The sequence below is a fragment of the Bosea sp. 124 genome (assembly GCF_003046175.1).
Classification (GTDB): Bacteria; Pseudomonadota; Alphaproteobacteria; order Rhizobiales; family Beijerinckiaceae; genus Allobosea.
On the sequence record NZ_PZZM01000001.1, the window covers coordinates 185,736 to 206,539 of the forward strand.

The following is a 20,804-nucleotide window of genomic DNA, read 5'->3' on the forward strand; positions in this document are numbered from 1 at the left end:
GGCCGAGGGATCAGCGTGCCGTGTCACGGACCATGTATCCCGCGCCGCGGATGGTGTGGATCATCGGGTGCTCGAAGCCCTTGTCGACCTTGGCGCGCAAGCGGCTGACATGCACGTCGATGACGTTGGTCTGGGGGTCGAAATGGTAGTCCCAGACGTTTTCGAGCAGCATGGTGCGCGTCACCACCTGGCCGGCATGCTTCATCAGATATTCGAGCAGGCGGAACTCGCGCGGCTGGAGCAGGATTTCAGTGCCGGCCCGCGTCACGCGATGGGCCAGGCGGTCGAGATCGAGATCGCCGACGCGATAGACCGTGGGCTCCGAGGCCGGCGCGCCACGGCGGCGGGCCAGAACCTCGACCCGGGCGAGAAGCTCGGAAAAGGCATAAGGCTTGGGCAGGTAGTCGTCGCCGCCGGCACGCAGGCCCTTCACGCGGTCGTCGACCTGCGCCAGGGCGGAGAGGATCAGCGCCGGGGTCGCATCCTTCTGCTCGCGCAGCGAACGGATCAGCGAGAGGCCGTCGAGGCGGGGCAGCATGCGGTCGACGACGAGCACGTCGTAGCCGCCGCCCTCGGCCATGGCATAGCCCTGGAGGCCATCCCCGGCATGGTCGGCGACATGACCGGCCTCACGAAAGGCCTTGGTCAGATAGGCCGCAGCCTCGGCATCATCTTCGACGATCAGGAGTCGCATAAGCTAAGCCTAGCCCAGAAAACACAAAAACGGCAGGCCGGAAGATACGCATCCGGCCTGCCGCGGTGAAGGCTGGTCTCCCGGCGGGGGGCGACAGACTGCCGGGAGAACGCAAGCCTACCTGATCAGGCCGCCGGCTGGCGACCAACCTCGAAGCTGATCTCGCGCTCCTTGCCGTCGCGCCAGACCATGATCTTGGCCTTGGAGCCCGGCGCATACTTGGCGATCTTGCGCGAGAGGTCGCGCGCATCCTTGATCTGCTCGCCATCGACCGAGATGATCGTGTCGCCACGCTTGATACCGGCCTTGGCGGCGGGACCGTCCTTCTCGGCGGCGGCAACGAGGGCGCCATGGGCATCCTTGAGACCGATCGCGTCGGCGACTTCGCTGGTGACCGGCTGGATCTGCACGCCGATGAAGCCGCGCGAGACCTTGCCGTCCTTCTTCAGCGCCGCGACGACCTGTTCGACGGTCGAGGCGGGAACCGCGAAGGCGATGCCGACATTGCCGCCCGACGGCGAGAAGATCGCGGTGTTGACGCCGACGACTTCGCCCTTCTGGTTGAAGGTCGGGCCACCCGAATTGCCGCGGTTCACGGCCGCATCGATCTGCAGGAAGTCGTCGTAGGGGCCCGAGCCGATGTCGCGACCCTGGGCCGAGACGATGCCGGCCGTGACGGTGCCGCCGAGGCCGAAGGGATTGCCGACCGCCAGGACCCAGTCGCCGATACGCGGCTTGCCGGAGGCGAGCTGGACGAAGGGGTAGTTGCCGCTCTCGGTGACCTTGAGCAGGGCCAGGTCGGTGCGCGGATCGGTGCCGATGACCTTGGCGTTCAGGGTCTTGCCGTCATCGGTGACGAGCTGGACCTCGGCCGCCTTCTCGACGACGTGGTTGTTGGTCACGACATAGCCGTCCTGGCTGATGAAGAAGCCAGAGCCCTGGGCCATGGCCTGCTGGGCCTTGGGCCGCTCGGGACGCGCGCCACGCATGCCCTGCTGCTGCTGCTCGAAGAAGCGGCGCAGGCCAGGCGGCAGATCGTCGAGGCTGCCCTGGCCGTCGTCGTCGGCGGCACCATCACCCTTGATCTTGACGCGGACGGAGACGACGGCGGGCTTCACCTTCTCGACCATGTCGGCGAAGGACGGGAGGTTAGTCTGGACGCCCGAGAGCTGGATCGGCTGGGCGAAGGCGGGATGATCGAACTTCAGCGCGCCATCGGCGAGACCGGCGGCAAGGCCGATGCCAAGCGTCGCAGCGCCGGCCAGCAAAGCGCCGCGCTTCAGGATGGACCGCGAGGGAGTCTTGGTGGTGGTCATGGGAGAACCTCGAATTCAGCGGCAGGGCCTTCCCTGCTCGTGACGAGGACCATGACGGGCGGCGCCTTACGCCGATTTCGCCCGAAGATGACGTTTTCGTAAGGTAACGATTTGTTTCTGCCCGGCTGGGCGGCGCGGCTCAGGGCGCGTCGTCGCCCAGAAGGCGCTCGACCCGGCGGCGCTCATCCTCCGAGAGCGGCGCCGCGCTGGCCGGCGCCGCCATTGCCCTGCCCCGACGCCACATGAAGCCGAGCGCCGCCAGCAGGATCAGGAAGGGCGCAGCCCAGAGCAGCGCCGTCCGGACGTCGAAGGGAGGGCGCAGCAGAACGAAATCGCCGTAGCGCGCCACGACGAAATCGCGCACGGCGCGGTCGCTGTCGCCGGCGACGAGCCGCTCGCGCACGAGCACGCGCAGATCCTTGGCGAGCGGCGCGTCCGAATCGTCGATCGACTGGTTCTGGCAGACGAGGCAGCGCAGCTCCGAGGAGATCGCGCGGGCACGCTGCTCCATGGCGGCATCGGGCAGGATCTCGCCGGGCTGCACGGCAACCGCCGGACAAGTCAGGGCAAGGCCGACCAGCGCAGCGAGGACGATGCGGGGCATGGCGGCGGGACGCATCGCGCTCACTCCGCCGGCTGCGCGGCGACGCGGGCCGGCATGGCGCGCCTCGGCGCCCCCAGCCGGAAGCGCCGGTCGGTCAGCGAGAGCGCGCCACCGAACGCCATCACGATCGCACCGATCCAGATCAGCAGGATCAGCGGCTTGTCGTAGAGCCTGACAGCGATGCCGCCATCGCCTTGCGGCTCGCCCAGCGCGACATAAGCCTGGCTCAGCCCGTCGGTGCGGATACCAGCCTCCGTCGTCGGCATGGCGCGGGCGGTATAGACGCGCTTGGCGGCTTCGACCGGGCTGAGCTCGCGATTGCCTGAGAAGATCTGGAAACGCGCGACCTCGGCGCGGAAATTCGGCCCGCTGCGCGGCAGGACCGATTCCAGCACCACGGTGTAGCGGCCGCTGGTCAGGCGTTCGCCGGGTTTGAGCACGCCGATCGCCTCCGTGCTCCAGGCGGCGGCGGCAATGCCGATCACGCTAAGGCCGACGCCGGCATGGGCGAACGCCGTGCCCCAGGCCGAGCGCGGCAGGCCTTTGGCCCGCGAGAGCACCGCCGGCCAGCCGCTGGCGCGGGCGACGATGCGCTCGCCCAGATCGAAGGCAGCGCCCGCGACCAGGAAGACGCCGAGGCCGATGCCGAGCGGCGCCAACACAGGGCCTCCCGATGTCAGGGCGATCATGGTCAGCGCCACCAGAATGGCGAGCCCGAAGGCGACCGCATTGCGCTGTGCCGCCCCGAGCAGATCGCCGCGTTTCCAGGCGAGCGACTGGCCGAGCGGCAGGACCAACAGCAACGGCACCAGCACGGGAACGAAAGTAGCGTTGAAGAAGGGCGGGCCGACCGAGATCTTGTCGCCGGTCAGCATCTCCAGCACGAGCGGATAGAGCGTGCCGATGAAGACGGTGGCGCAGGCGGTGGCGATGAAGACGTTGTTGACGACGAGCGCGCCCTCCCGCGAGACCGGGGCGAAGAGGCCACCCTGCCGCAGGAGCGGCGCGCGCCAGGCAAACAGCGCCAGCGATCCACCGACGAAGAAGATCAGGATTCCGAGGATGAAGAGACCGCGGGACGGGTCGCTCGCAAAGGAATGCACCGAGGTCAGCACGCCGGAGCGGACGATGAAGGTGCCGAGCAGCGAGAGCGAGAAGGTCAGGATCGCGAGCAGGATCGTCCAGACCTTGAGCGCGTCGCGCTTCTCCATCACCACGGTCGAATGGATCAGCGCGGTGCCGGCGAGCCAGGGCATCAGCGAGGCATTCTCGACCGGGTCCCAGAACCACCAACCGCCCCAGCCCAGTTCGTAATAGGCCCAGTACGAGCCCATCGCGATGCCGAGCGTCAGGAAGACCCAGGCTAGCAGCGTCCAGGGCCGCACCGCCCGGGCCCAGACCGCGTCGATGCGGCCGTCGATCAGCGCCGCGACGGCGAAGGCATAGGTGATCGAGAAGCCGACATAGCCGACATAGAGCAGCGGCGGATGGATCGCGAGACCGAGGTCCTGCAGGATCGGGTTGAGGTCCTGCCCATCCGGCGGGGCCGGCAGCACCCGGCGGAACGGGTTCGAGGTCAGCAGGGTAAAGGCGAGAAAGGCGACGGTGACCATGCCCTGCGCGGCCAGCGTGCCGGCCCGCAGCCGCACGGGCAAGGAGCGGCGCGACAGCGCGACAAGCGCGCCGAACAGCGTCAAGATCAGCACCCAGAGCAGCATCGAGCCTTCGTGGTTGCCCCAGACGGAGGTGAATTTGTAGATCAGCGGCTGCGTCGAATGGGAATTGGCAACGACGTTCTCGACCGAAAAGTCCGAGCGCACATAGGAGACGACGAGCGCGCCGAAGGAGAACGCGACCAGCAGGAAGCAGGTGATCGCCGCAGCAGAGCCGACGCTGGCCAGCGCCCGGTCATGACGCGCGACGCCCCACAGCGGCACCAGCGACTGGACGACGGCGACGCCGAGCGCGAGCGCGAGCGCGAAATGACCGATCTCGACGATCATGCGCGCCTCACGGCTTGGCCTGTGAAGCTGGGGGAGCCTGCGGCGCCTGCGCGCCGCCGCCGCCCGGCTGCCAGTGCCCCTGCTTCTTCAGCGTATCGGCGACTTCGCGCGGCATATAGGTCTCGTCGTGCTTGGCGAGGACGGAATCGGCGCGGAACCGGCCCGCGCCCTCGAACACACCTTCGGTGACGACGCCCTGCCCCTCGCGGAAGAGATCCGGCAGCAGGCCTTCATAGCTCACCTTGATCGCGGTGCGGCTGTCGGTGATCGAGAAGACGACGCGCTGGCCCGGCCCGCGCGCGACGGAGCCCTGCTCCACCAACCCGCCGAGGCGCATGCGGGTGCCGGGCGCGACGCCCTTCTCCGCGATCTCGGTCGGGCCATAGAAGAACACGATCGTGTCGCGCAGCGCGAACAGGACGAGCCCGGCGGCGAGGCAGAGCACGGCACCCGCCGCGCCGATCAGCACGAGCCGCCGCTGCTTGCGGGTCAGACGTCGCTTCGCGGCAACCGGCCGCAATGGCTCGGCGGCGGTCATGGTGCGGTCTCCTTCAGCGAAAGTTCGTCCGCGAGCGCATCGAGTGCCGCCAGGGCCGGCTCATCCTGCACCAAACGCTGGCGCGCTGTCGCGAGAGCCTCCCGCGCCGCCGGCTTGTCACCCAGCACCGTCTGCGAACGGATCAGGCGCGTCCATTCCGGCAAGGTGCCGCCGCCGACCTTGAGGCGTTCGGCCAGGCCGTCGACCATGGCGCGGATCGCCACCTGCCGTTCGGCGGGCGGCAGCGTCGCGATCCCGCCGGCACCGCTGGTATCGGTTTCCAGCCGCTCGAGGCGCTGGCGCACGGCCTGCGTCCAGGGAGCATCGGGCACAGCATCGCCGAGCAATGCGCGCAAGGCAGCGATAGCGGCGGGTGCATCGCCATCCTGCTCCTGGCCGATGGCGAGGAAAAAGCGGGCACGGGCATTCTTCGGATCGAGCCTGACCGCCTCGGCCATGCTGTCGCGGGCAGCGGCCGTGACGACGCCGCCGGCGGCCAGCGTGCGCGCTTCGCCCAATCCGGCATGCGCCTCGGAATTCGCCGCGCCATGGCGGATCGCGGCCGCAAAGGCCGTGGCGGCATCATCATAGCGGCCCTGGCGCATATAGACCGGCGCGATCACCGACCAGCCCTTGCCGTCGGAGGGATTGGCGGCGAGATGGGTCTCGATGCGCGTCAGCGCCAGCGCGAAATCCTGGCGCGACGGATCTGCCTGAAGCCGTGCGGCGAGGGGCTGGTCCGGGTTTCCCGGCGAGCCATAGGCGCCGTAGACCAGCAAGGCCAGAAGCGGCACGCAGGACAAGGCGAGCGCCGAGCTGGCGCGACGGCGGCGCAGCGACGATTCCGTCTCGCCGGCGGGACCTGCCTCGTCGCCGGATGCGCGCAGCAGGCGTCGCGCCGCTTCGGCGCGCGCGGCCTCGGCCTCGCTTTGTCCGATCAGCCTGCGGGTGAGATCGCGGTCGATCTCGGCAAGCTGGGCACGGTAGAGGCTCGTCGCATCGGCGCCATCGGCGAAGGCCGCCGCCCGGCCATGGCTGAGCGGCCAGAGCAGGGCGAAGATCGCCGCCCCCGTCATGACCGCGAAGATGATCCAGATCAGCATGGCAAGCTCTTAGCCAAAGATGGCCGCGGCTTCATGTCCGAAGATGGCGACAAAGGGTCACGCAGGGCGATCATGGCTCAGACGGAGGGCAGTGCGAGGCGGACCCGCAAACCGCCGAGCGGCGAGCGCTGCAGCGCGATTTCGCCGCCATAGAGCTTGGCGAGGTCGCCCACGATCGAAAGGCCGAGCCCCGAGCCCGGCGTGGCCTCGTCGAGGCGCCGGCCGCGCTTGAGGACATCCGCCATCGCCTCGTCGGGCAGGCCGGGGCCATCATCGTCGATCAGCAGGACAACCCGGCCTGGTGTGTCGTATTGCCCCTTGTCCAGCGAGACTTCGACCGTCGCCTCCGCCCATTTGAAGGCATTGTCGAGGAGATTGCCGAGCATTTCCTCAAAATCCTGCTTCTCGCCGCGGAAGCGGGCGCGAGGGGGCACATTGTGGCTGCCGGCGATGCCCTTGCCCTGCGAGATCTTGGTGAAGGTCCGGATCAGGGCATCAAGCGACGGCGCCATCTCGGTGACGCCGCCGAGCGCGCCGGAGAGGGCCGCCGCGCGGGCCCGGTCAAGATAGTACTGGACCTGGTCGCGCATGATCGCGGCCTGGGTCTTCACGGTCTGGGGCAAGTGGCCGTCGCCAGCCTCTGCCTCGTTCAGCATAACGCTGAGCGGTGTCTTGAGGGCGTGGGCGAGGTTGCCGACCTGCGTGCGTGCGCGGTCCAGGATTTCGTGATTGGCGTCGATGAGCTGGTTGAGTTCGCCCGCGAGCGGCGCGAGATCGGGCGGATAGCGACCGACGATGCGCGGCGTCTCGCCGGTGCGGACCATGCCGACGGCGGCGCCGAGGCGCACGAGCGGGCGCAGCCCGAACCGCACCTGGATGATGGTGGAGGCGACGAGCGCCAGGCCAAGCAGGAGAAAGGTCATGGTCAGCGCCAGGCGGAAATCCCGGATGTCCGCGTCGATCTCGTCGGACGGCGCCGCCACGGCCACGGTGAAGCGGCCATCCTCGCCGACGTCGATCTCGCGCTCGAGGATGCGCAGCGAGCGGTCGTCAGGGCCGGAGACATAGCTTTCGCGCAGGCCGCGCGCATTGGGCACGATCGGCTGGTCGAGCAGCTTGGGCAGTTGCCCGCCGACGAGCGAGCGCGAGGCACGGATCGTCGGCCGCTCTCCGTCGAGCCGGATGATCTGCCAGTACCAACCCGACAGCGGCAGGTCGAAGCGCGGCTCGCCGAGATCGCCGATCGCCTGGCGCTCGGTCTCGGGCGGGGCGGCGAGGTCGGCGATCAGTTCCTTGATGTAGACGCTCAGGCGCTCGTCGAAGCCACGCTCGGCCGAGCGGCGATAGAAGGTCGTGAGGCCGAAGCCGGCCAGCATCAGGACCAGCGCGCAGCAGATCGCCGCCGAAATGAAAAGCCGCGCGCCAAGCGAATAGCGATGCGACCGAATCGGCATCGCCGGGGATCAGACCTTCTCGGGCGCGGCTGCGATATAGCCCAGGCCGCGGACGGTCTCGATGACCTCGACGCCCAGCTTCTTGCGCAACCGGCCGACGAAGACCTCGATCGTGTTGGAATCGCGGTCGAAATCCTGGTCGTAGAGATGCTCGACCAGTTCCGTTCGCGAGACCACGCGGCCCTGATGATGCATCAGATAGGCCAGCAGCCGGTATTCGTGCGAGGTCAGCTTGACCGGGTTGCCATCGACCACCACCCGGCTTGCGCGCGTATCGAGCCGGACTGGCCCGCAGACGAGTTCGGAGGTGGCATGACCAGCGGCGCGGCGCAGCAGCGCCCGCACTCGGGCCAGCAGCTCCTCGACGTGGAAGGGCTTGGTGACATAGTCGTCGGCGCCGGCGTCGAAGCCCGCAACCTTGTCGCTCCAGCGATCGCGTGCGGTGAGGATCAGGACCGGCATCGCCTTGCCGGCCCGGCGCCAGCCCTGCAGCACGGCGACGCCGTCGACCTTCGGCAGGCCGAGATCGAGGATGACGGCGTCGTAGGGCTCGGTCTCGCCTAGATACAGCCCCTCCTCGCCGTCGAAAGCCTTGTCAACGGCGTAGCCGGCATTCTCCAGCGCGGTGACGATCTGGCGGTTGAGGTCCTTGTCGTCCTCGACGACGAGCAGTCTCACGGTCGGTCAGCTCCTGTTGGCGATGGGCAAAGCGTGGTTTTGGTCAGCGGATGGTCGCGACCTTGCCCGACTGTCCTTCGAGCGTCACGCGGGCAACACGTCCGTCACGCTTCAGCGTCGTCACCACATAGACATACTCTTCGCCTTGCCGGCAAAGCCGGATGCGCACGACCTCGCCCGGCGCGGCGTGACGGGCATGGCGGGAGGCCTGCGCCGGCTGCATGACGCGGCCTTCCGCGACGGCGTCGCGCGTCTCGTCGGCGGACAGACAGGAGATCGGCTCCTGACTGTCGATCTGGACGATCGGCAGCGGTGTCGCCAGCAGGGCCAGGGCGAAGATGGGTTCGACGGGCATCATCGACATCGGCTAATCCCGCACGCGTGAACGCGCCATGAATGCTGCGACGCGTCAGACTATGTCACCGTACCGGCACGCGTCCACGCCATTCATGGCCGCGCCCCGCCACCGCGCTGATCTGGGCGATCACAATCGCGAATTCGGCCTGGGGCGCGCCGAAATCGGCCAATTCGAGAGCAGCCGGGTAGGTCCAGGCGGGGGTGCTCGTTCGTGTCCGGCGCAGCTCCGTGTCACCGTTGTGGACCATGATCTCGTAGAGTTCCGCCTCTTCGCCCAAGGGCACCTCGGCCAGATCCCAGGAATCGCCGTCGATGCGCGTGCGCCTGATCCAGCCGATTTCGACCGCAGCGGCCACGCGCCGCGCCCGGGGATGTACCGGAGACAGCGGCGCGAGCGCTGCGATGCTGGCGGTGGCGGTAATCTCGACCATGGAGGGATCGCCGAGGTCGCGCTGCACGGGCCCGATGCGATAGCGCCGCTCCTGCCCGAGATCGGCCAGATCGTCGGTGAGCGACACGGCAGCCCCGTCGAGGACGACAACCCGCGAACCGATCGGCAGGCTGCGCCCGGCGGCGGCCTCGGAGCCGGCGATGCCGCGCAGGAATCCCGACAGCCGGAACTGCCGCGTTCCGACCAGCTCGACATGCGCGACGGTCACGATCTCGACCGTGCCGTCCGCGTCGAGAAGCGCCAGCGCGTTGGCGCCCGCGAGCGCCACCTCCGGCGCGACGGAGGAAAGGATGCCGCCCCGCAGACGGAGATCGAGCACGGCATGGGGATCCGTCCGCCAGATCGGGCCGGGCGGCAGGACCGTCAGGGTCTCGCCGACGATCGAGGGCGCCTCGATCAGGCGCAGCAGGTCGAACTGGCCGGCACCATCGGCCTGCCAGACGGCGAGCGCGCCCGGCCAAGGCGATGCGAAGGCCGCCAGCGACAAAAGCGGCGGCGGCGGCACCCGGACGATCGGCAGCGCGAAGGGGACGACCATCGGCCGGCCGGGCAGCGCCGGCGCTGTCTTCGGCGGCCTCGGCAGGCTCGGCGCGCCGCTGCTGCGGTAGATCGCCGGCTCGACGGCGCGCGCGGCGGCCTTCCGGGTCGGGCCGTCATCGATCCGCGTCAGACGGAAGAGACGCTCATCCCCGTCGACCGGGAGGGCCACGACATCCCCTGGCTCGAGATCCAGGCAGCGCGGCGAGAGGTCGAGTTCCAGCGTCTCGCGGCCGGCCCAGACCTCCTGAAGCCGTTGATCTGCAAGGCGCTGGCCTTCTGCAGGCCGGGTCACGATCGCGGTCTCGACGCCGATCTCGCGGCGGGCGGCTCCGGCCAAACGGCGCGAGCGGGCCGCCGCCGCGCGATAGTCGCTTTCGGCGTCGCTGAAGCCCAACCGCAATTCGAGGGGCAGTTCGCTCTCCTGGGCCCGGCGGAGCTCATAGGGGCGGCCATCGCGGTCGAGCACCCAGTCATCCTGGCCAAGACGGCGCGCGACGGTCCCGGCCCGGCCGCGAAAGACGAGCTTGCCCGCGCTCATCGTCGCGTCGAAGCCGAAGGCCTGGCTTAGGGGCTCGAGTGCCTGCCGCGGCGAAAGCGGCCGGTCCAGCACATAGCCGTCGAGGAAGCCGTCGACCGAAATGGCGTCAGCCGCGGGCAGGCCGAAATCGGCCAGGACACGGCGCAGGAGCCGGTCGACCGGCGTACCCTCGATCCGGCCGTTGAGCCAATGGCCGGTGTCGTAGCTCGCACCATCGGCCCAGACCCCGCCGAGATCGGGAAAGGCCGGAAACGGCCGGGCATCATAGCTCCAGACATAGATATTGGCTGGATCGACCATGCGGATGCCGGTCACCGGATGAACCGGGTTGCGGCTGGCCTCGAAGCCTTCGCGTGCCGGATCGAAACCGGAGATGATCGCCTCCAGGCCCCGCGCCTGCACCAGATCGTCGCGTGCACCGCTGGAGAAATACGGATAGCCGCTCTCGGCCGATTTCGCATCGGGGAAGACATTGGGCGCATTCGCGCCCTTGTCGACGGCCGGCATGCCGATCTCGGTCAGCCAGATCGGCTTGGCGCCGGGCACGAAGGCGGTCGCCGTGATCTCGACGCCGCCGGCGCGCTCGACATGGGGATAGCTCCACCAGCCGAGGAGATCCTTCTGCCGGAACACCCATGGCTTGCCATGGGCACCGTCCGTGATCGGCAGGCGCGTCTGCGCAAGGCGCCCGGCTGCATCGGCATAGTACCAGTCATAGGCCTCGCCGGCGTTCAGACGGCCGCGAAGATAGCCGGGATCGCTCGGCCCCGTCGCGATGCCTGCATCGGCGTGGTCGCTGGTGTCGCGCCAGTCGGAGAGCGGCGGGTAAAAGTCGATGCCGATCGCGCCGATCGTAGGCGATGCCCAGAGCGGATCGAGCGGAAAGGCGACATCCTGCCCGCCATTGCGGGTATGGGCCCCGTATTCAGTCCAGTCGGCGGCATAGGTCAGCGTCGCCGAGGGCAGCAGCGTCCCGACTTCGCCTGCAAGACTGACCAGCCCATCCACCATCGGATAGCCCGCCGCGCCACGCACCCGCGTCAAGCCCGGCAATTCCGAGCCGAGCACGAAGCCGCTGACGCCTCCCGCCACCTGGGCGAGCATGGCGTAATGCAGGATGAAGCGGCGGTAGCTCCATTCATCCGGGCTCGCGCAGACGATCCGCTCGCCATCGATCGACATATCCGCGGCGCCGACCGTGCCGAGGAAGCTCGCGACCTGCCCGTCCGCTGCGGCGGTTCCGTCGACGCTGCCGGGGCTTTCGGGGGCCGGCGCGCAGGTGATGCGGCCGCGCCAGGGGTAATGCGGCTGGCCCGGCGCGCCACTGGCGGGGTCCGGCAGCGCGTTGCCGGCCGGGACGTCCATCATCACGAAGGGATAAAGCACGACCTCGAGGCCATAATCGTCACGCAGGCGGCGGATGAGCCGGATCACGCTCTCATCCGAGGGCGTTCCGCCAAAGGCCGGCCGGCCGCCGAACTCGCTGACGACGCGCGCGGATGGTCGCATCAGCCCCGCAACGGTCCATTCGGCCCCGGTCGTCGGTTTGTGCGCGATCTCGACGCGGGGCGAGAGCGTACAGGCACCGGCGCGCAGATCGTCGCCGAACCAGGTGACCACGAGGGAGACGCGCCGGAGGTTGGGACAGAGCGCAGTGAGGTGCCCGAGCGCGGTATCCACGTCCGAGCCGCCATAGAGCTGGTGGCGGGTCAGGCTCCCGGTCACGCCGGGCTCGGGCTCGTGGCTGACCGCGCGGGTCTCGTAGACGAATTCGCTCGCGCCGGGGATCAGCGTGACGGCGCGGATCATGCCGCCGAGCCCATCGACCGCGCGCACCACCTCGAAGGCGAATTGCGGCACGCGGTTGCCGTAGTCGCCCAGCGGAAAGCGCTCGAACACGACATAGGCCAGGCCGCGATAGGCCGGCGCCGCACCAGCCTCCTTGGCTGCGATCAGCGGATCGGGCTCCTGCGCCTCATGACCGTGATGGACGCGCATGCCGACCGTGGTGACATCGAGTTCCCGACCGTCGACCCAGATGCGCCGGACGAAGGCGATCTGCCCCTCGCACAATCCGATCGCGAGATTGGCGTAGTAGCTGTACGTCGTCTCGACGGTCTTCTGGCGCGGGCTGCCCTTGCCGCCGCCCTTGCTGCGCGTCACCGTGACCTTGATCTCCTCCTCGAAGCGCGTCGCCCAGATCAACTGGCCGCCGATGCGGGCGCGGCCATAGACGCGCGGGATCGCCGCGCCTTCGCTGGCGGCCAGCCCGTCGATCTCGGTCAGGCGCGGTCCTTCGACCACCTTCGTGCTGCCGCCTCCGCCGAGGACGGACTGGTCGATGCGGGCGCCGGCGATGCCACCGATCGCCTGGCCTATGACGGCGCCGATCGGGCCGCCCAGAGCCGTGCCGAGCACGCTGCCCGCGACCTGCAGAAGAAGCGTCGCCATCAGTCGGTCACTCCGGGAAAGGAGAAGCGGTGGCTCAGATGCCGCCGCCACCACGGCGAGAAGGCAACTTCGCCGACCTGCGCGCTGTCATGGGCATGGATGATGCGGTCGGGCGCACTCAGGATGGCGCAGTGCTTGGCCGGGAGATGCGCGCGCCAACGGAACAGCAGGACATCGCCCGGCCGTTCCAGGTCTCGCCCGACCGGTACGAGATGGCGCAGCGCCGCCGTGGCGAGCGTTTCCATTCCGAGACTTTCCGCCCAGCTCGGCGAATAGGGCGGCAGGGTCTCCGGCTCGGTTCCGTAGAGGTCCCGCCAGACGCCGCGCACCAGCCCGAGACAGTCGCAGCCGACATCGCGCAGCGAGGCCTGATGGTGATAGGGCGTACCGAGCCAGAGCCGGGACGCCGCGACGATGTCGGCCCGCGAGATGGCGGCCGTCATCGGAACAGGCTCCCGCCGTCGAGCGTCCCGTCGCCGGGCCTGACGCCTCCGATGATGAAGTCGTTGCCCGGGATATGCGGGAAGCCGCGGAAATTAATGCTGTTGCCGAATTTCGACTGGCAGGTCGCGAAGCTCTTGTCGCAACCGGGCGAGACGGTGAAGGCGTCGCCCGCAGCGATCGGCGCAGGCGGCGCCTGCCAGAGCTGGAGCGCGACCAGACCGCCGGCCGCGCCATGGCGCTTCACCTCGGTCGCGAAGCCGACATTGGCGCCGGCGGTGAAGACGAGACGGCCGCCGGTGAAATGCCCATCCGCGAAGCCCACGAGCGCCGGGGCGGTCAGACCGAGGCGACCGTCGCTCGTCACGACATTGGCCGCGACCGCCGCCAACGCCACGCCGCAGCGCCCATCGCCGAGATCCGCCGAGCAGGAGCGCATGTAGAGTCGGCCGCGCTCCTCGTCGAACGCCTTGGCGAGCCCCCGCACCTCGGCGGTGAAGCCGGTGTCGCCGCGTCGGATTTCGCCGACGAAACCTGTTTCCAGCAGCACGCGCTGCGAGACGTCGGCCCAGTTCGTCAGCCAGATCGAGACGCGGGCGTCGTCGTAGAGCCCGCGCGCGAGGTCGGCCTCGTTCAGGCCGGTCGCCGCGAAGGCGCCCGAAACCTCGCCGCCGCCGATGGCGAAGCCGAGTTCGGCCGAAGCCTCGGCCGCTTCCAGGCCTGTCGCGGCCGCGAAGACGATGCCATCGAAGCTCAGGGGCCCGTCGTGATCGGTAAAGCCGAGCACGGCGCCATCGCGGCGCGTCAGGCTCCAGCAGCGGCAGAGCGTCGTCGCGCCCTGGACGAGATGGGCGGCAAGGGCTTCAGGAATGTCGCGCATCGGGCTGTCCTTCTGGGATGATCCTGCCTCGCGGAAAGATTTCGCCTCAGGGCTTGATCTCAACGATGGGGATCTTGGGGATTTCGCCGGCCTCGAAGGCGGAGAGATCGACCTCGATCGCGTCGATGTCGAAGCGCACCGGTACGTCGAAGAGGAAGCCGGCCGTCACCATGGCGCCCGGTCCCGGCAGATGGCCGGCGGCGAAGGTGACGCGTCCGGTCGCGGCATCGCAGGTGACATGGCCGGGGTCGTCGGCCGGGACGCCATCGACCGCGACGGCGACCTCGCCAGGCACCGGCTTGGTGATCGGCCGGCGATAGGTCGCGATGCCGGTGCCGTAGTGCTTGCAGAGCTGGAAGGTCCCGGTGACGCCATCACCGATGCCGATCGCCTGATCGGTCGCGGCCGGCGCCTGCGAGGGCGGGCAGCTCTTCCAGTCGAGCCTGTCACGCCAGCGGAAGCCGTACAGGCGCCCGCGCCGCTCCTCGAAGAAGGCAACGACGGCGGCCAGCGCATCGAGCGTGCGGATGCCGACGCCGGCGTCGTAGCGCCGCCGCGAATGGGCCCAACGGCTGTTGCGCACCTCGCGGCCCGAGGCCAGCGTCACGATCTGCGTCAGGCGCTCGGGCCCGCCGCGCGCGCCGCGGGCGATGTCGGTCGGGAAGCGGATCTCGTGGAAATCGGTCATCGCCTCAAGCCCTCACAAGGCGCGGCCGCCGCGCGCCACGGCGCGCGCGATCGCCGCCGCAACCTGCGCCTCCGAGCGGCGGAAGCTGTCGGCATCGGGGGTCGAGACCTGCACGACCACGCTGAGCGGACGGGCCGCCTCGCCGGAGGACCGCACGCCGAGGCGGCCATCGGCGCCGCGCGACAGCGGCAGGATCGCCTCCGCGCCGCGCTCGCCCATCAGGCCGAGGCCGCGCCCCAACGGAAAGTATGAGGGCGAGGCGATGACGCCACCCTCGGCGAAGGGCGCGACCGGCAAGGCTGCGCCACCTCCGAACCCGCCCAGGCCGAGACCGCCGGTGAACAGCCCCGTCAGGCTCTTCACTCCGGTGCCGAGCAGGCTGGAGAGCCCCGTCTGCAGCGGCTTCAGCGCCGATTTCAGCAGCGTCTCGGTGATCGAGCGGCCGACGCTGCGCAGCACATCCTCGAAGCGCTTGCCCTCGACGATGCCCTTGGCGAAGGCGTTGGTGATCGACTTGCCGAAGCTGTCGGCCGATTTGCCGAGGCTTTGCGTCAGCGAGCCGAGCTGCCGCATGTCGGTCAGGCGTGAGGAGAGCACGATGTCGTCGTCGGGCATGGCGGATCTCGCAATCGGAAAACGAAGGACGCCGGCTCAGGCGTCGGGATGGGCGGCCATCAGGGCCCGAAGCGCATCGCGTGCGGGCACCTCTGACATGTGTTCGGTCCGATGGGCCCGGAGCGCCGCGCCGATCTCGCGCGGGGTCGCGGCCCAGAAGGTCTCGGGCGGCCAGCCGAGCCGGCCGAGCCCGAAGGCCATGACCTCGCGCCAGGGAAACGGGACGGCCGCCGCCGGCGGGATCAAGCCGCCGGCGGCTGAGGAGGGCGTGGCCCGGCGCCGGCCTCCGTCGCAGATTCGTCGGCCGGATCGCCGAAAGTCGCGTCGAGCAGGGCGATCGCGGCCCTGATCGCGCCGTTCAGGCCGCCGTCGAAGGCGAAGCTCGCCACCTGATCCTCGCTGACGCTGCTGCCGGCGCCGCGCAGGCCGGCCGTGAGGATGCGCGTCACGTCCCGCGCCGAGAGCCTGCCCCCGGAGAAGCGCTCGCCCAGCGCCGGCAGGCTGTCCACGCTGAACGCATGCTCGAGTTTGGCAAGCGCCCCCAGGCTGAGGCGCATCGGCAACGGCTCGCCCTCGACCATCAGAACCGTTTCGCCGCGATAGCGGTTGACCATGCCAGCCCCCTTCACAGCGCCACGAAGGCGAGCTGACCGGCCGATTCCAGCGAGAGGTCGAAGGTGACCTCGCCGGCATGGTCGCCACGATATTCCAGGCTCGAGAGCTGGAACGGCCCTGTGATCGTGCCGAAATCGGGCACGATCACCTGCCAGTCGCGGATCGTGCCGTCGAAGAAGAGCTGGCGCACCAGCGCGTCGGAAGCCTCCTCCTTGAAGATGCCGGCACCACTGATTGCGGCGCGCCGCATCCCTGCCCCCGCCAGCAATTCGCGCCAGCGGCCGGCCGATTCGGAATGCGTCACATCCACCGTCTCCGCGTTAAAGGCGATCTGCCGGGCGCGCAGCCCGGCGACCGTGACGAAGCCGCCCTCCGCATCCTCCGCCTTGAGCAGCAGGTCCTTGCCCTTCTGTGCCGACATACGGCGTCTCCTTCATCCGGTGTTGGTGAAATCAGAGGGTTTCGGTCACGGCACGGAAGTGGATCGCGACGAAGGCGAGCCCGGACGCGCCGTCCCGCGCCAGCCGGCTGGAGTGCCAGCGCAGATTGACGAGCCCGTGCCCGGCCGGCGCGAGCGGTGCGTCGTTCAAGGCCGCGACGACCAGCGCCGCGGCCTCCAAAGCCTGCCGGGAGGAACTGCTTTCTCCGGCCCAGACGGTGAGCCCGAGATTCTGTTCGCAGCCCCGGTCGCTGCCGGTCGACCAGTCGCGCGCCTCGACATCGCCATGGACGATGTAGAGGCCGCTCGCAGCGCGGGGCGCCTCGTCATGGATGCGGCCGGGGCCGATCAGCGCCGTGAGGGCTGAATCCGCCTGCAGCCGGGCCTGGATCGCGGAGCGCAATGCGAGGATCGCGTCGCTCATGGCGTGCTCTCCAGGACGTGGCAGACGAGACGGCGCCGGCTGCCATCAGGATCGGCAACCGCGCGGATGTCGAAAAGGCGCTCGCCGTCGCGCAGGCGCTGGCCGGCATCGACGCCCGTGCGCCAGCGCATCGTGACGCGGTGCGTCGCGGCCTGCTCGGACCGACCCCGGCGCCAATGCTCACCACCCGAGAGCCATTCGACCTGCGCCCACAGCGCTGCGACGGTCTCAAAGGCCTGTGTCGCCCCGCCGATCCCGTCCGGCGTCGCGACCGCGGCCTCGAGCACGAGCCGGCGCCGCAGCGTACCGACGGGCACGCCCTCGCCGTTGATGTCCGCCATGGTCAGAGCCTCGCGCGGCGGAACGGCGCGATCAGCGCCATGATCTCCGGCGGCAGCGCCTCGGCATCGCGCCCGACGACATCGCCGCGGCGCTCGAACCAGCGTCCCGCCAGCCGCAGCACCGCCTGCCGCAGCAGGACCGGCACCGCGACCGCGGTCGCGCCGAAGCCGGCGACGACGTCAATCTCGATCGCGCCGCGCGAACGGCCGATCTCGGGCACCTCCGCCACGACCCGCACGACCGGCGGATCGGCGGCCCTGTCGAGTTGCAGCGCCTCGGCGGCGACCGGCTGCGCTACACCCAGCACGTCATAGACACGTGCGGCCGTGATCGCGCCGACCGGCGAAAGCGGCAGGCGAATCTCGCCGCTCTCGGGCCAGCGGTCGATCACGATGCGCCAGGTCTGGTCGACCAGGAGCCTGCCGGACGCGGCCTCGACCATCAGCCGGGCGGCTGTGATCAGCGTGCCGAGCAAATCGTCCTCCGCCGTCTGGTCGAGCCGCAGGAAAAGCCTAGCTTCGGAGAGTGAAACCGGCTCCTGCGCCGGCGGGGTCAAGGCAAGCGGCGTCATGATCGCTCCGATTCAGGGTTCAATTGCAGGGGCCGACGCGCTATCCAGCGCCTCCTGTCCTGGGAGGAGCGCCGATGCGCGTCGGATATCTGATCGCCTTGGCCGGCCTCGCCTGCGGCATGACGCTGGCCGCGAAACCCGCGGGCGCTGTCGTCGGCGGCCGCGATGGCGGGCCGGCGGCAGGCTCGACGCTGATGGTCCTGAATGCGCGCGGCGGCGTCTGCACCGGCATCGTCCTGTCGGCGCGCGCGATCCTGACGGCGGCCCATTGCGCGGCCGGCGGCACGGATCTGCGCATCCATTGGAAGGACGGCGGCGGCGAGCCCGTGCTGATCGCGCCGACCGCCGTCGCCCTCCACCCCGAGTTCAATGCCAATGCGGTAGCGGCGCGGCGGCGCTCGATCGACCTTGCTCTCATCCGGCTGGGCGAGCCGCTTCCGGCCCGTTTCACGCCCGCCGTGCTCGTCGATGGTGCGCAGCCGCGCGCCGGCGCTCCGGTCATGCTGGCAGGCTATGGCGTCTCGCGGGAGGGCGAGGCTCGAAGCACCGGCGTCTATCGCTCCGCCACCCTCGCCGTGGTCGAGCCCTATGGTCCGGGACGGGTCCTGCTCTGGGCAGCCGATCAAGCCGGAGCCGGCAAGCGCCCGGGGCCCGGCGCCTGCCAGGGCGATTCAGGCGGGCCGATGACCGGCAGCGATGGCGGCATCGTCGCCGTCACGAGCTGGTCGACCGGACCTGCCGGCAAGAGTTGCGGCTTGTTGAGCCAGGGTGTGCTGGTCTCGCCGCAGCGCGCCTGGATCGACGGGACGCTCTCGAGATGGGCCGAGCGTGCGTCCTGGACGAACGGTCGCTGACGGAAAGGCTGGACTGCGCCGCAGCAGCCCATAGATTAGGCGTGTTCGTCCATCTGGTTCGCATCATGTCATCGCGCGCGTTCGCCTTCATTCTCGCCACTGCTCTCGTTGCCGGCCTGTCGCCGGCGCTTGCCGTCGTCGGTGGCACGACTTCGCAGGATGTGCGGGGCGCGCGAGCCTCGACACTGCGTGTCGAGACCAGCCGGGGCGAACTCTGCTCGGGAGCGGCGATCGCGCCGGAACTGGTCCTGACCGCGGCGCATTGCCTGATGGGCGGCGGCTCGGTCAGCGTCGTCAGCCTCGATCCGCGCTTCCGTGCACGCCGGCATGCCGTCATCGCGGTGCTTCCGCATCCGAGCTTCGTGCCCGGGACCACGCCGCGCACCCAGCCCGGCACCGATCTCGCGATGTTGCGGCTGGCGGCCCCGTTGCCCGCCGATATCCAGCCGGTCACGCTCGGCGGAGGACTTTGGCAAGGCGAGACCGTGACCATGGCCGGCTTCGGCCTCTCGGTCGAAGACAACAAGAAGACGGCGCGGCGCCTGCGCGAGACCAGGCTGGTCAACGCAGGCAACTACACCACGCAGAACACGGTCAAGGTCGCCGTCGATGCCGAAGCCAAGGGCGAAAGCCCGGGCGCCGGCGCCTGCCGCGGCGATTCCGGTGGTCCCGTGCTGCGCGGCAACGCCCATTCGCGCGATCTCGTCGGCATCGTGAGCTGGTCGAGCGGGCCGCTGAATTCGCGCGCCCGGCGCATCTGTGGCGGCTTCACCGCGATCACGCCGGTCAGCGAACATCGCAGCTGGATCACGGAGGCTGCGGCGCGATTGCTCGCGATGGGGCCGAACCCGCGCCAACTCGAGCGCGAACCTCCGGCCGCCGGCTATAGCTGGTGGTTCTCGCGCTGAGGACGGGGCGCGAACGCCCCGCCCGTCCGCATCGGCTCACTTGCCGGCTCAGACCGCGAATTTCAGGCCCTTGATCGCCGCGAAGTCCTGCACGCCGCCGCCGACGCGCTTGGTCGTGTAGAACAGCACATAGGGCTTGGCGGAGTAGGGATCCCGCAGGATGCGGACGCCGGCCCGGTCGACGACGAGATAGCCGCGCCGGAAGTCGCCGAAGGCGAGCGAGACCGCGTTGTTGGCGATATTGGGCATGTCCTCCGCCTCGACCAGCGGGAAGCCGAGCAGCGTCGCCGGAGCCCCGACCGAAGCCGGTGGCTGCCAGAGATACTGGCCGGTCGTGTCCTTGAACTTGCGCACCTGGGCTTGCGTCTTGCGGTTCATCACGAAGGAGGCGTTCTGGCGATAGCCGGCCTTCAGCGCATAGACGAGATCGACCAGGATGTCGGAGGGGCTGGACGCGGCAAAGGCGCCGGCGACGCCTGTGTTGAGCACGCCGAGACTGCCCCAGCTCCAGACCCCGTCGGCCGCCGTCGGATAGGCCAGGAAGCCCTTGGGCTTGTCGATGCCGTCCCCGTTGACGAAGGCCGCGCCTTCCTGCTCGGCGAAGGCGCTCTCCACCTCCTCGGCGATCCACTGGTCGATGTTGACGATGGCGTCGTCGAGCAGGGTCTGGGTCGCAGCCGGCATGGCATAGAGCTCCATGGCCGGGAAGGAGAGTTCGGCCAGTGCCGGGGAGCCGGTCTGCGGGCGGGCGGACGTCTCGGCGACCCAGCCGGAGGCAGGGCCCGTGGTTGAGAAAGCCTTCTTGTAGGTGCCGGACGAAATCGTCCGGACGGTGGCGATGGCGCGGATCGGGGACACCGTCGCCAGCCGCCGCAGGATCTCGCTCTCGACGCCCGACGGCGCGAGATAGCCGCCATCGGGGCCAGAGCCCGCCGAGAGCGCCTTGCCCTCCAGCCGCTTCAGACCGCCGGCCTCGCCGCTGCGGATGTAGGATGCGAAGGCAGCCTTGTGCTCTCCCACCAGCGGATCGCGCGGCTCGTCGCGGCCGAGCGCCGGGCGGCTGCGGTCGAGCGTCAGCCGGTCGATGCGGCGCATCGCGTCGTCGAGCGCGGCATCCATCCGCGCCATCTTTTCCTCGGTCAGCGGGTCCGCGCCATGGCGGGTCTCGATCTCGGCGAGGCGCTCGTCATTGCTGACGCGGTAACTTTCCAGCATGTAGCGCAGATCGTCGAAGGCCAGCGACAGATCGGCGCCGGCGGCTTTGCTCTCGGGAGCGTGGTTGGCAGTGGTCATGGTCTCT

General features: G+C 69.6%; 23 protein-coding genes. 2 read left to right on the plus strand and 21 right to left on the minus strand.

All coding sequences use genetic code 11. The features are described from left to right. Window positions 1–10: 10 nt before the first annotated feature. From C8D03_RS00935 to C8D03_RS01025, 20 genes are all read right to left on the minus strand, one after another. Window positions 11–694, minus strand: coding sequence for a response regulator transcription factor (locus C8D03_RS00935; protein ID WP_108044584.1), 684 nt, complete (start codon window positions 692–694; stop codon window positions 11–13). A 125-nt stretch (window positions 695–819) separates the two neighbouring features. Then, window positions 820–2,010, minus strand: coding sequence for a trypsin-like peptidase domain-containing protein (locus C8D03_RS00940; RefSeq protein WP_108044585.1), 1,191 nt, complete (start codon window positions 2,008–2,010; stop codon window positions 820–822). Between the two features lie 139 nt (window positions 2,011–2,149). After that, on the minus strand, window positions 2,150–2,614 hold the full coding sequence (locus C8D03_RS00945; protein ID WP_108051033.1) for a cytochrome c-type biogenesis protein: 465 nt from the start codon (window positions 2,612–2,614) through the stop codon (window positions 2,150–2,152). Between the two features lie 20 nt (window positions 2,615–2,634). Then, the gene (locus C8D03_RS00950; RefSeq protein WP_108044586.1) at window positions 2,635–4,617 is read right to left on the minus strand and encodes a heme lyase CcmF/NrfE family subunit; all 1,983 of its coding nucleotides are present in this window, start codon (window positions 4,615–4,617) and stop codon (window positions 2,635–2,637) included. Window positions 4,618–4,624: 7 nt separating this feature from the next. Continuing rightward, window positions 4,625–5,110 carry a cytochrome c maturation protein CcmE gene (gene ccmE / locus C8D03_RS00955; RefSeq protein ID WP_108051035.1) on the minus strand — a complete coding sequence of 162 codons (486 nt, stop codon included), beginning with the start codon at window positions 5,108–5,110 and terminating at the stop codon, window positions 4,625–4,627. A 41-nt stretch (window positions 5,111–5,151) separates the two neighbouring features. Further along, the gene (gene ccmI, locus C8D03_RS00960) at window positions 5,152–6,258 is read right to left on the minus strand and encodes a c-type cytochrome biogenesis protein CcmI (RefSeq protein WP_108044587.1); all 1,107 of its coding nucleotides are present in this window, start codon (window positions 6,256–6,258) and stop codon (window positions 5,152–5,154) included. 77 nt (window positions 6,259–6,335) lie between these two features. After that, window positions 6,336–7,712 (minus strand): sensor histidine kinase, encoded by a 1,377-nt coding sequence (locus C8D03_RS00965; RefSeq protein ID WP_108044588.1) that lies wholly within the window; start codon window positions 7,710–7,712, stop codon window positions 6,336–6,338. A gap of 9 nt (window positions 7,713–7,721) precedes the next feature. Then, complete coding sequence (locus C8D03_RS00970) at window positions 7,722–8,390, minus strand: response regulator transcription factor (RefSeq protein WP_108044589.1); 669 nt, start codon at window positions 8,388–8,390, stop codon at window positions 7,722–7,724. Between the two features lie 43 nt (window positions 8,391–8,433). Continuing rightward, window positions 8,434–8,754 carry a PepSY domain-containing protein gene (locus C8D03_RS00975; RefSeq protein ID WP_108044590.1) on the minus strand — a complete coding sequence of 107 codons (321 nt, stop codon included), beginning with the start codon at window positions 8,752–8,754 and terminating at the stop codon, window positions 8,434–8,436. Between the two features lie 55 nt (window positions 8,755–8,809). Continuing rightward, window positions 8,810–12,727, minus strand: a complete 3,918-nt coding sequence (locus tag C8D03_RS00980; protein ID WP_108044591.1) for a baseplate multidomain protein megatron — start codon at window positions 12,725–12,727, stop codon at window positions 8,810–8,812. Beyond that, complete coding sequence (locus C8D03_RS00985) at window positions 12,727–13,170, minus strand: NlpC/P60 family protein (RefSeq protein ID WP_108044592.1); 444 nt, start codon at window positions 13,168–13,170, stop codon at window positions 12,727–12,729. The genes C8D03_RS00980 and C8D03_RS00985 overlap by 1 nt, the downstream gene beginning before the upstream one ends. After that, complete coding sequence (locus C8D03_RS00990) at window positions 13,167–14,048, minus strand: DUF2163 domain-containing protein (RefSeq protein ID WP_108044593.1); 882 nt, start codon at window positions 14,046–14,048, stop codon at window positions 13,167–13,169. Before C8D03_RS00990 ends, C8D03_RS00985 begins: the two co-directional genes overlap by 4 nt. A gap of 46 nt (window positions 14,049–14,094) precedes the next feature. Further along, window positions 14,095–14,736 (minus strand): DUF2460 domain-containing protein, encoded by a 642-nt coding sequence (locus C8D03_RS00995; protein WP_108044594.1) that lies wholly within the window; start codon window positions 14,734–14,736, stop codon window positions 14,095–14,097. A gap of 12 nt (window positions 14,737–14,748) precedes the next feature. Then, window positions 14,749–15,351: a phage tail tape measure protein gene (locus C8D03_RS01000; RefSeq protein ID WP_108044595.1), complete on the minus strand. Its 603-nt coding sequence runs from the start codon at window positions 15,349–15,351 to the stop codon at window positions 14,749–14,751. 36 nt (window positions 15,352–15,387) lie between these two features. Beyond that, the gene (locus C8D03_RS26315) at window positions 15,388–15,597 is read right to left on the minus strand and encodes a phage tail assembly chaperone (RefSeq protein WP_465246420.1); all 210 of its coding nucleotides are present in this window, start codon (window positions 15,595–15,597) and stop codon (window positions 15,388–15,390) included. After that, entirely contained in the window at window positions 15,594–15,965 is a 372-nt protein-coding gene (locus C8D03_RS26320; protein ID WP_181300571.1) for a gene transfer agent family protein, read from the minus strand. Before C8D03_RS26320 ends, C8D03_RS26315 begins: the two co-directional genes overlap by 4 nt. Window positions 15,966–15,976: 11 nt before the next feature. Beyond that, the gene (locus tag C8D03_RS01010; RefSeq protein ID WP_108044597.1) at window positions 15,977–16,387 is read right to left on the minus strand and encodes a phage major tail protein, TP901-1 family; all 411 of its coding nucleotides are present in this window, start codon (window positions 16,385–16,387) and stop codon (window positions 15,977–15,979) included. Between the two features lie 31 nt (window positions 16,388–16,418). Continuing rightward, window positions 16,419–16,829, minus strand: a complete 411-nt coding sequence (locus tag C8D03_RS01015; RefSeq protein WP_108044598.1) for a DUF3168 domain-containing protein — start codon at window positions 16,827–16,829, stop codon at window positions 16,419–16,421. Then, window positions 16,826–17,170: a phage head closure protein gene (locus C8D03_RS01020; protein ID WP_108044599.1), complete on the minus strand. Its 345-nt coding sequence runs from the start codon at window positions 17,168–17,170 to the stop codon at window positions 16,826–16,828. The genes C8D03_RS01015 and C8D03_RS01020 overlap by 4 nt, the downstream gene beginning before the upstream one ends. A 2-nt stretch (window positions 17,171–17,172) precedes the next feature. Continuing rightward, a complete protein-coding gene (locus C8D03_RS01025; protein WP_108044600.1) occupies window positions 17,173–17,742 on the minus strand; it encodes a head-tail connector protein in 570 nt (189 codons plus the stop codon). Window positions 17,743–17,816: 74 nt separating this feature from the next. Here C8D03_RS01025 and C8D03_RS01030 point away from each other — a divergent pair, with 74 nt between their 5' ends. Further along, window positions 17,817–18,596 carry a S1 family peptidase gene (locus tag C8D03_RS01030; protein WP_108044601.1) on the plus strand — a complete coding sequence of 260 codons (780 nt, stop codon included), beginning with the start codon at window positions 17,817–17,819 and terminating at the stop codon, window positions 18,594–18,596. Window positions 18,597–18,661: 65 nt separating this feature from the next. Then, a complete protein-coding gene (locus tag C8D03_RS01035) occupies window positions 18,662–19,504 on the plus strand; it encodes a S1 family peptidase (RefSeq protein ID WP_108051037.1) in 843 nt (280 codons plus the stop codon). A gap of 48 nt (window positions 19,505–19,552) precedes the next feature. Here C8D03_RS01035 and C8D03_RS01040 read toward each other — a convergent pair whose 3' ends face one another. Further along, on the minus strand, window positions 19,553–20,797 hold the full coding sequence (locus C8D03_RS01040; protein ID WP_108044602.1) for a phage major capsid protein: 1,245 nt from the start codon (window positions 20,795–20,797) through the stop codon (window positions 19,553–19,555). Window positions 20,798–20,804 lie beyond the last annotated feature (7 nt).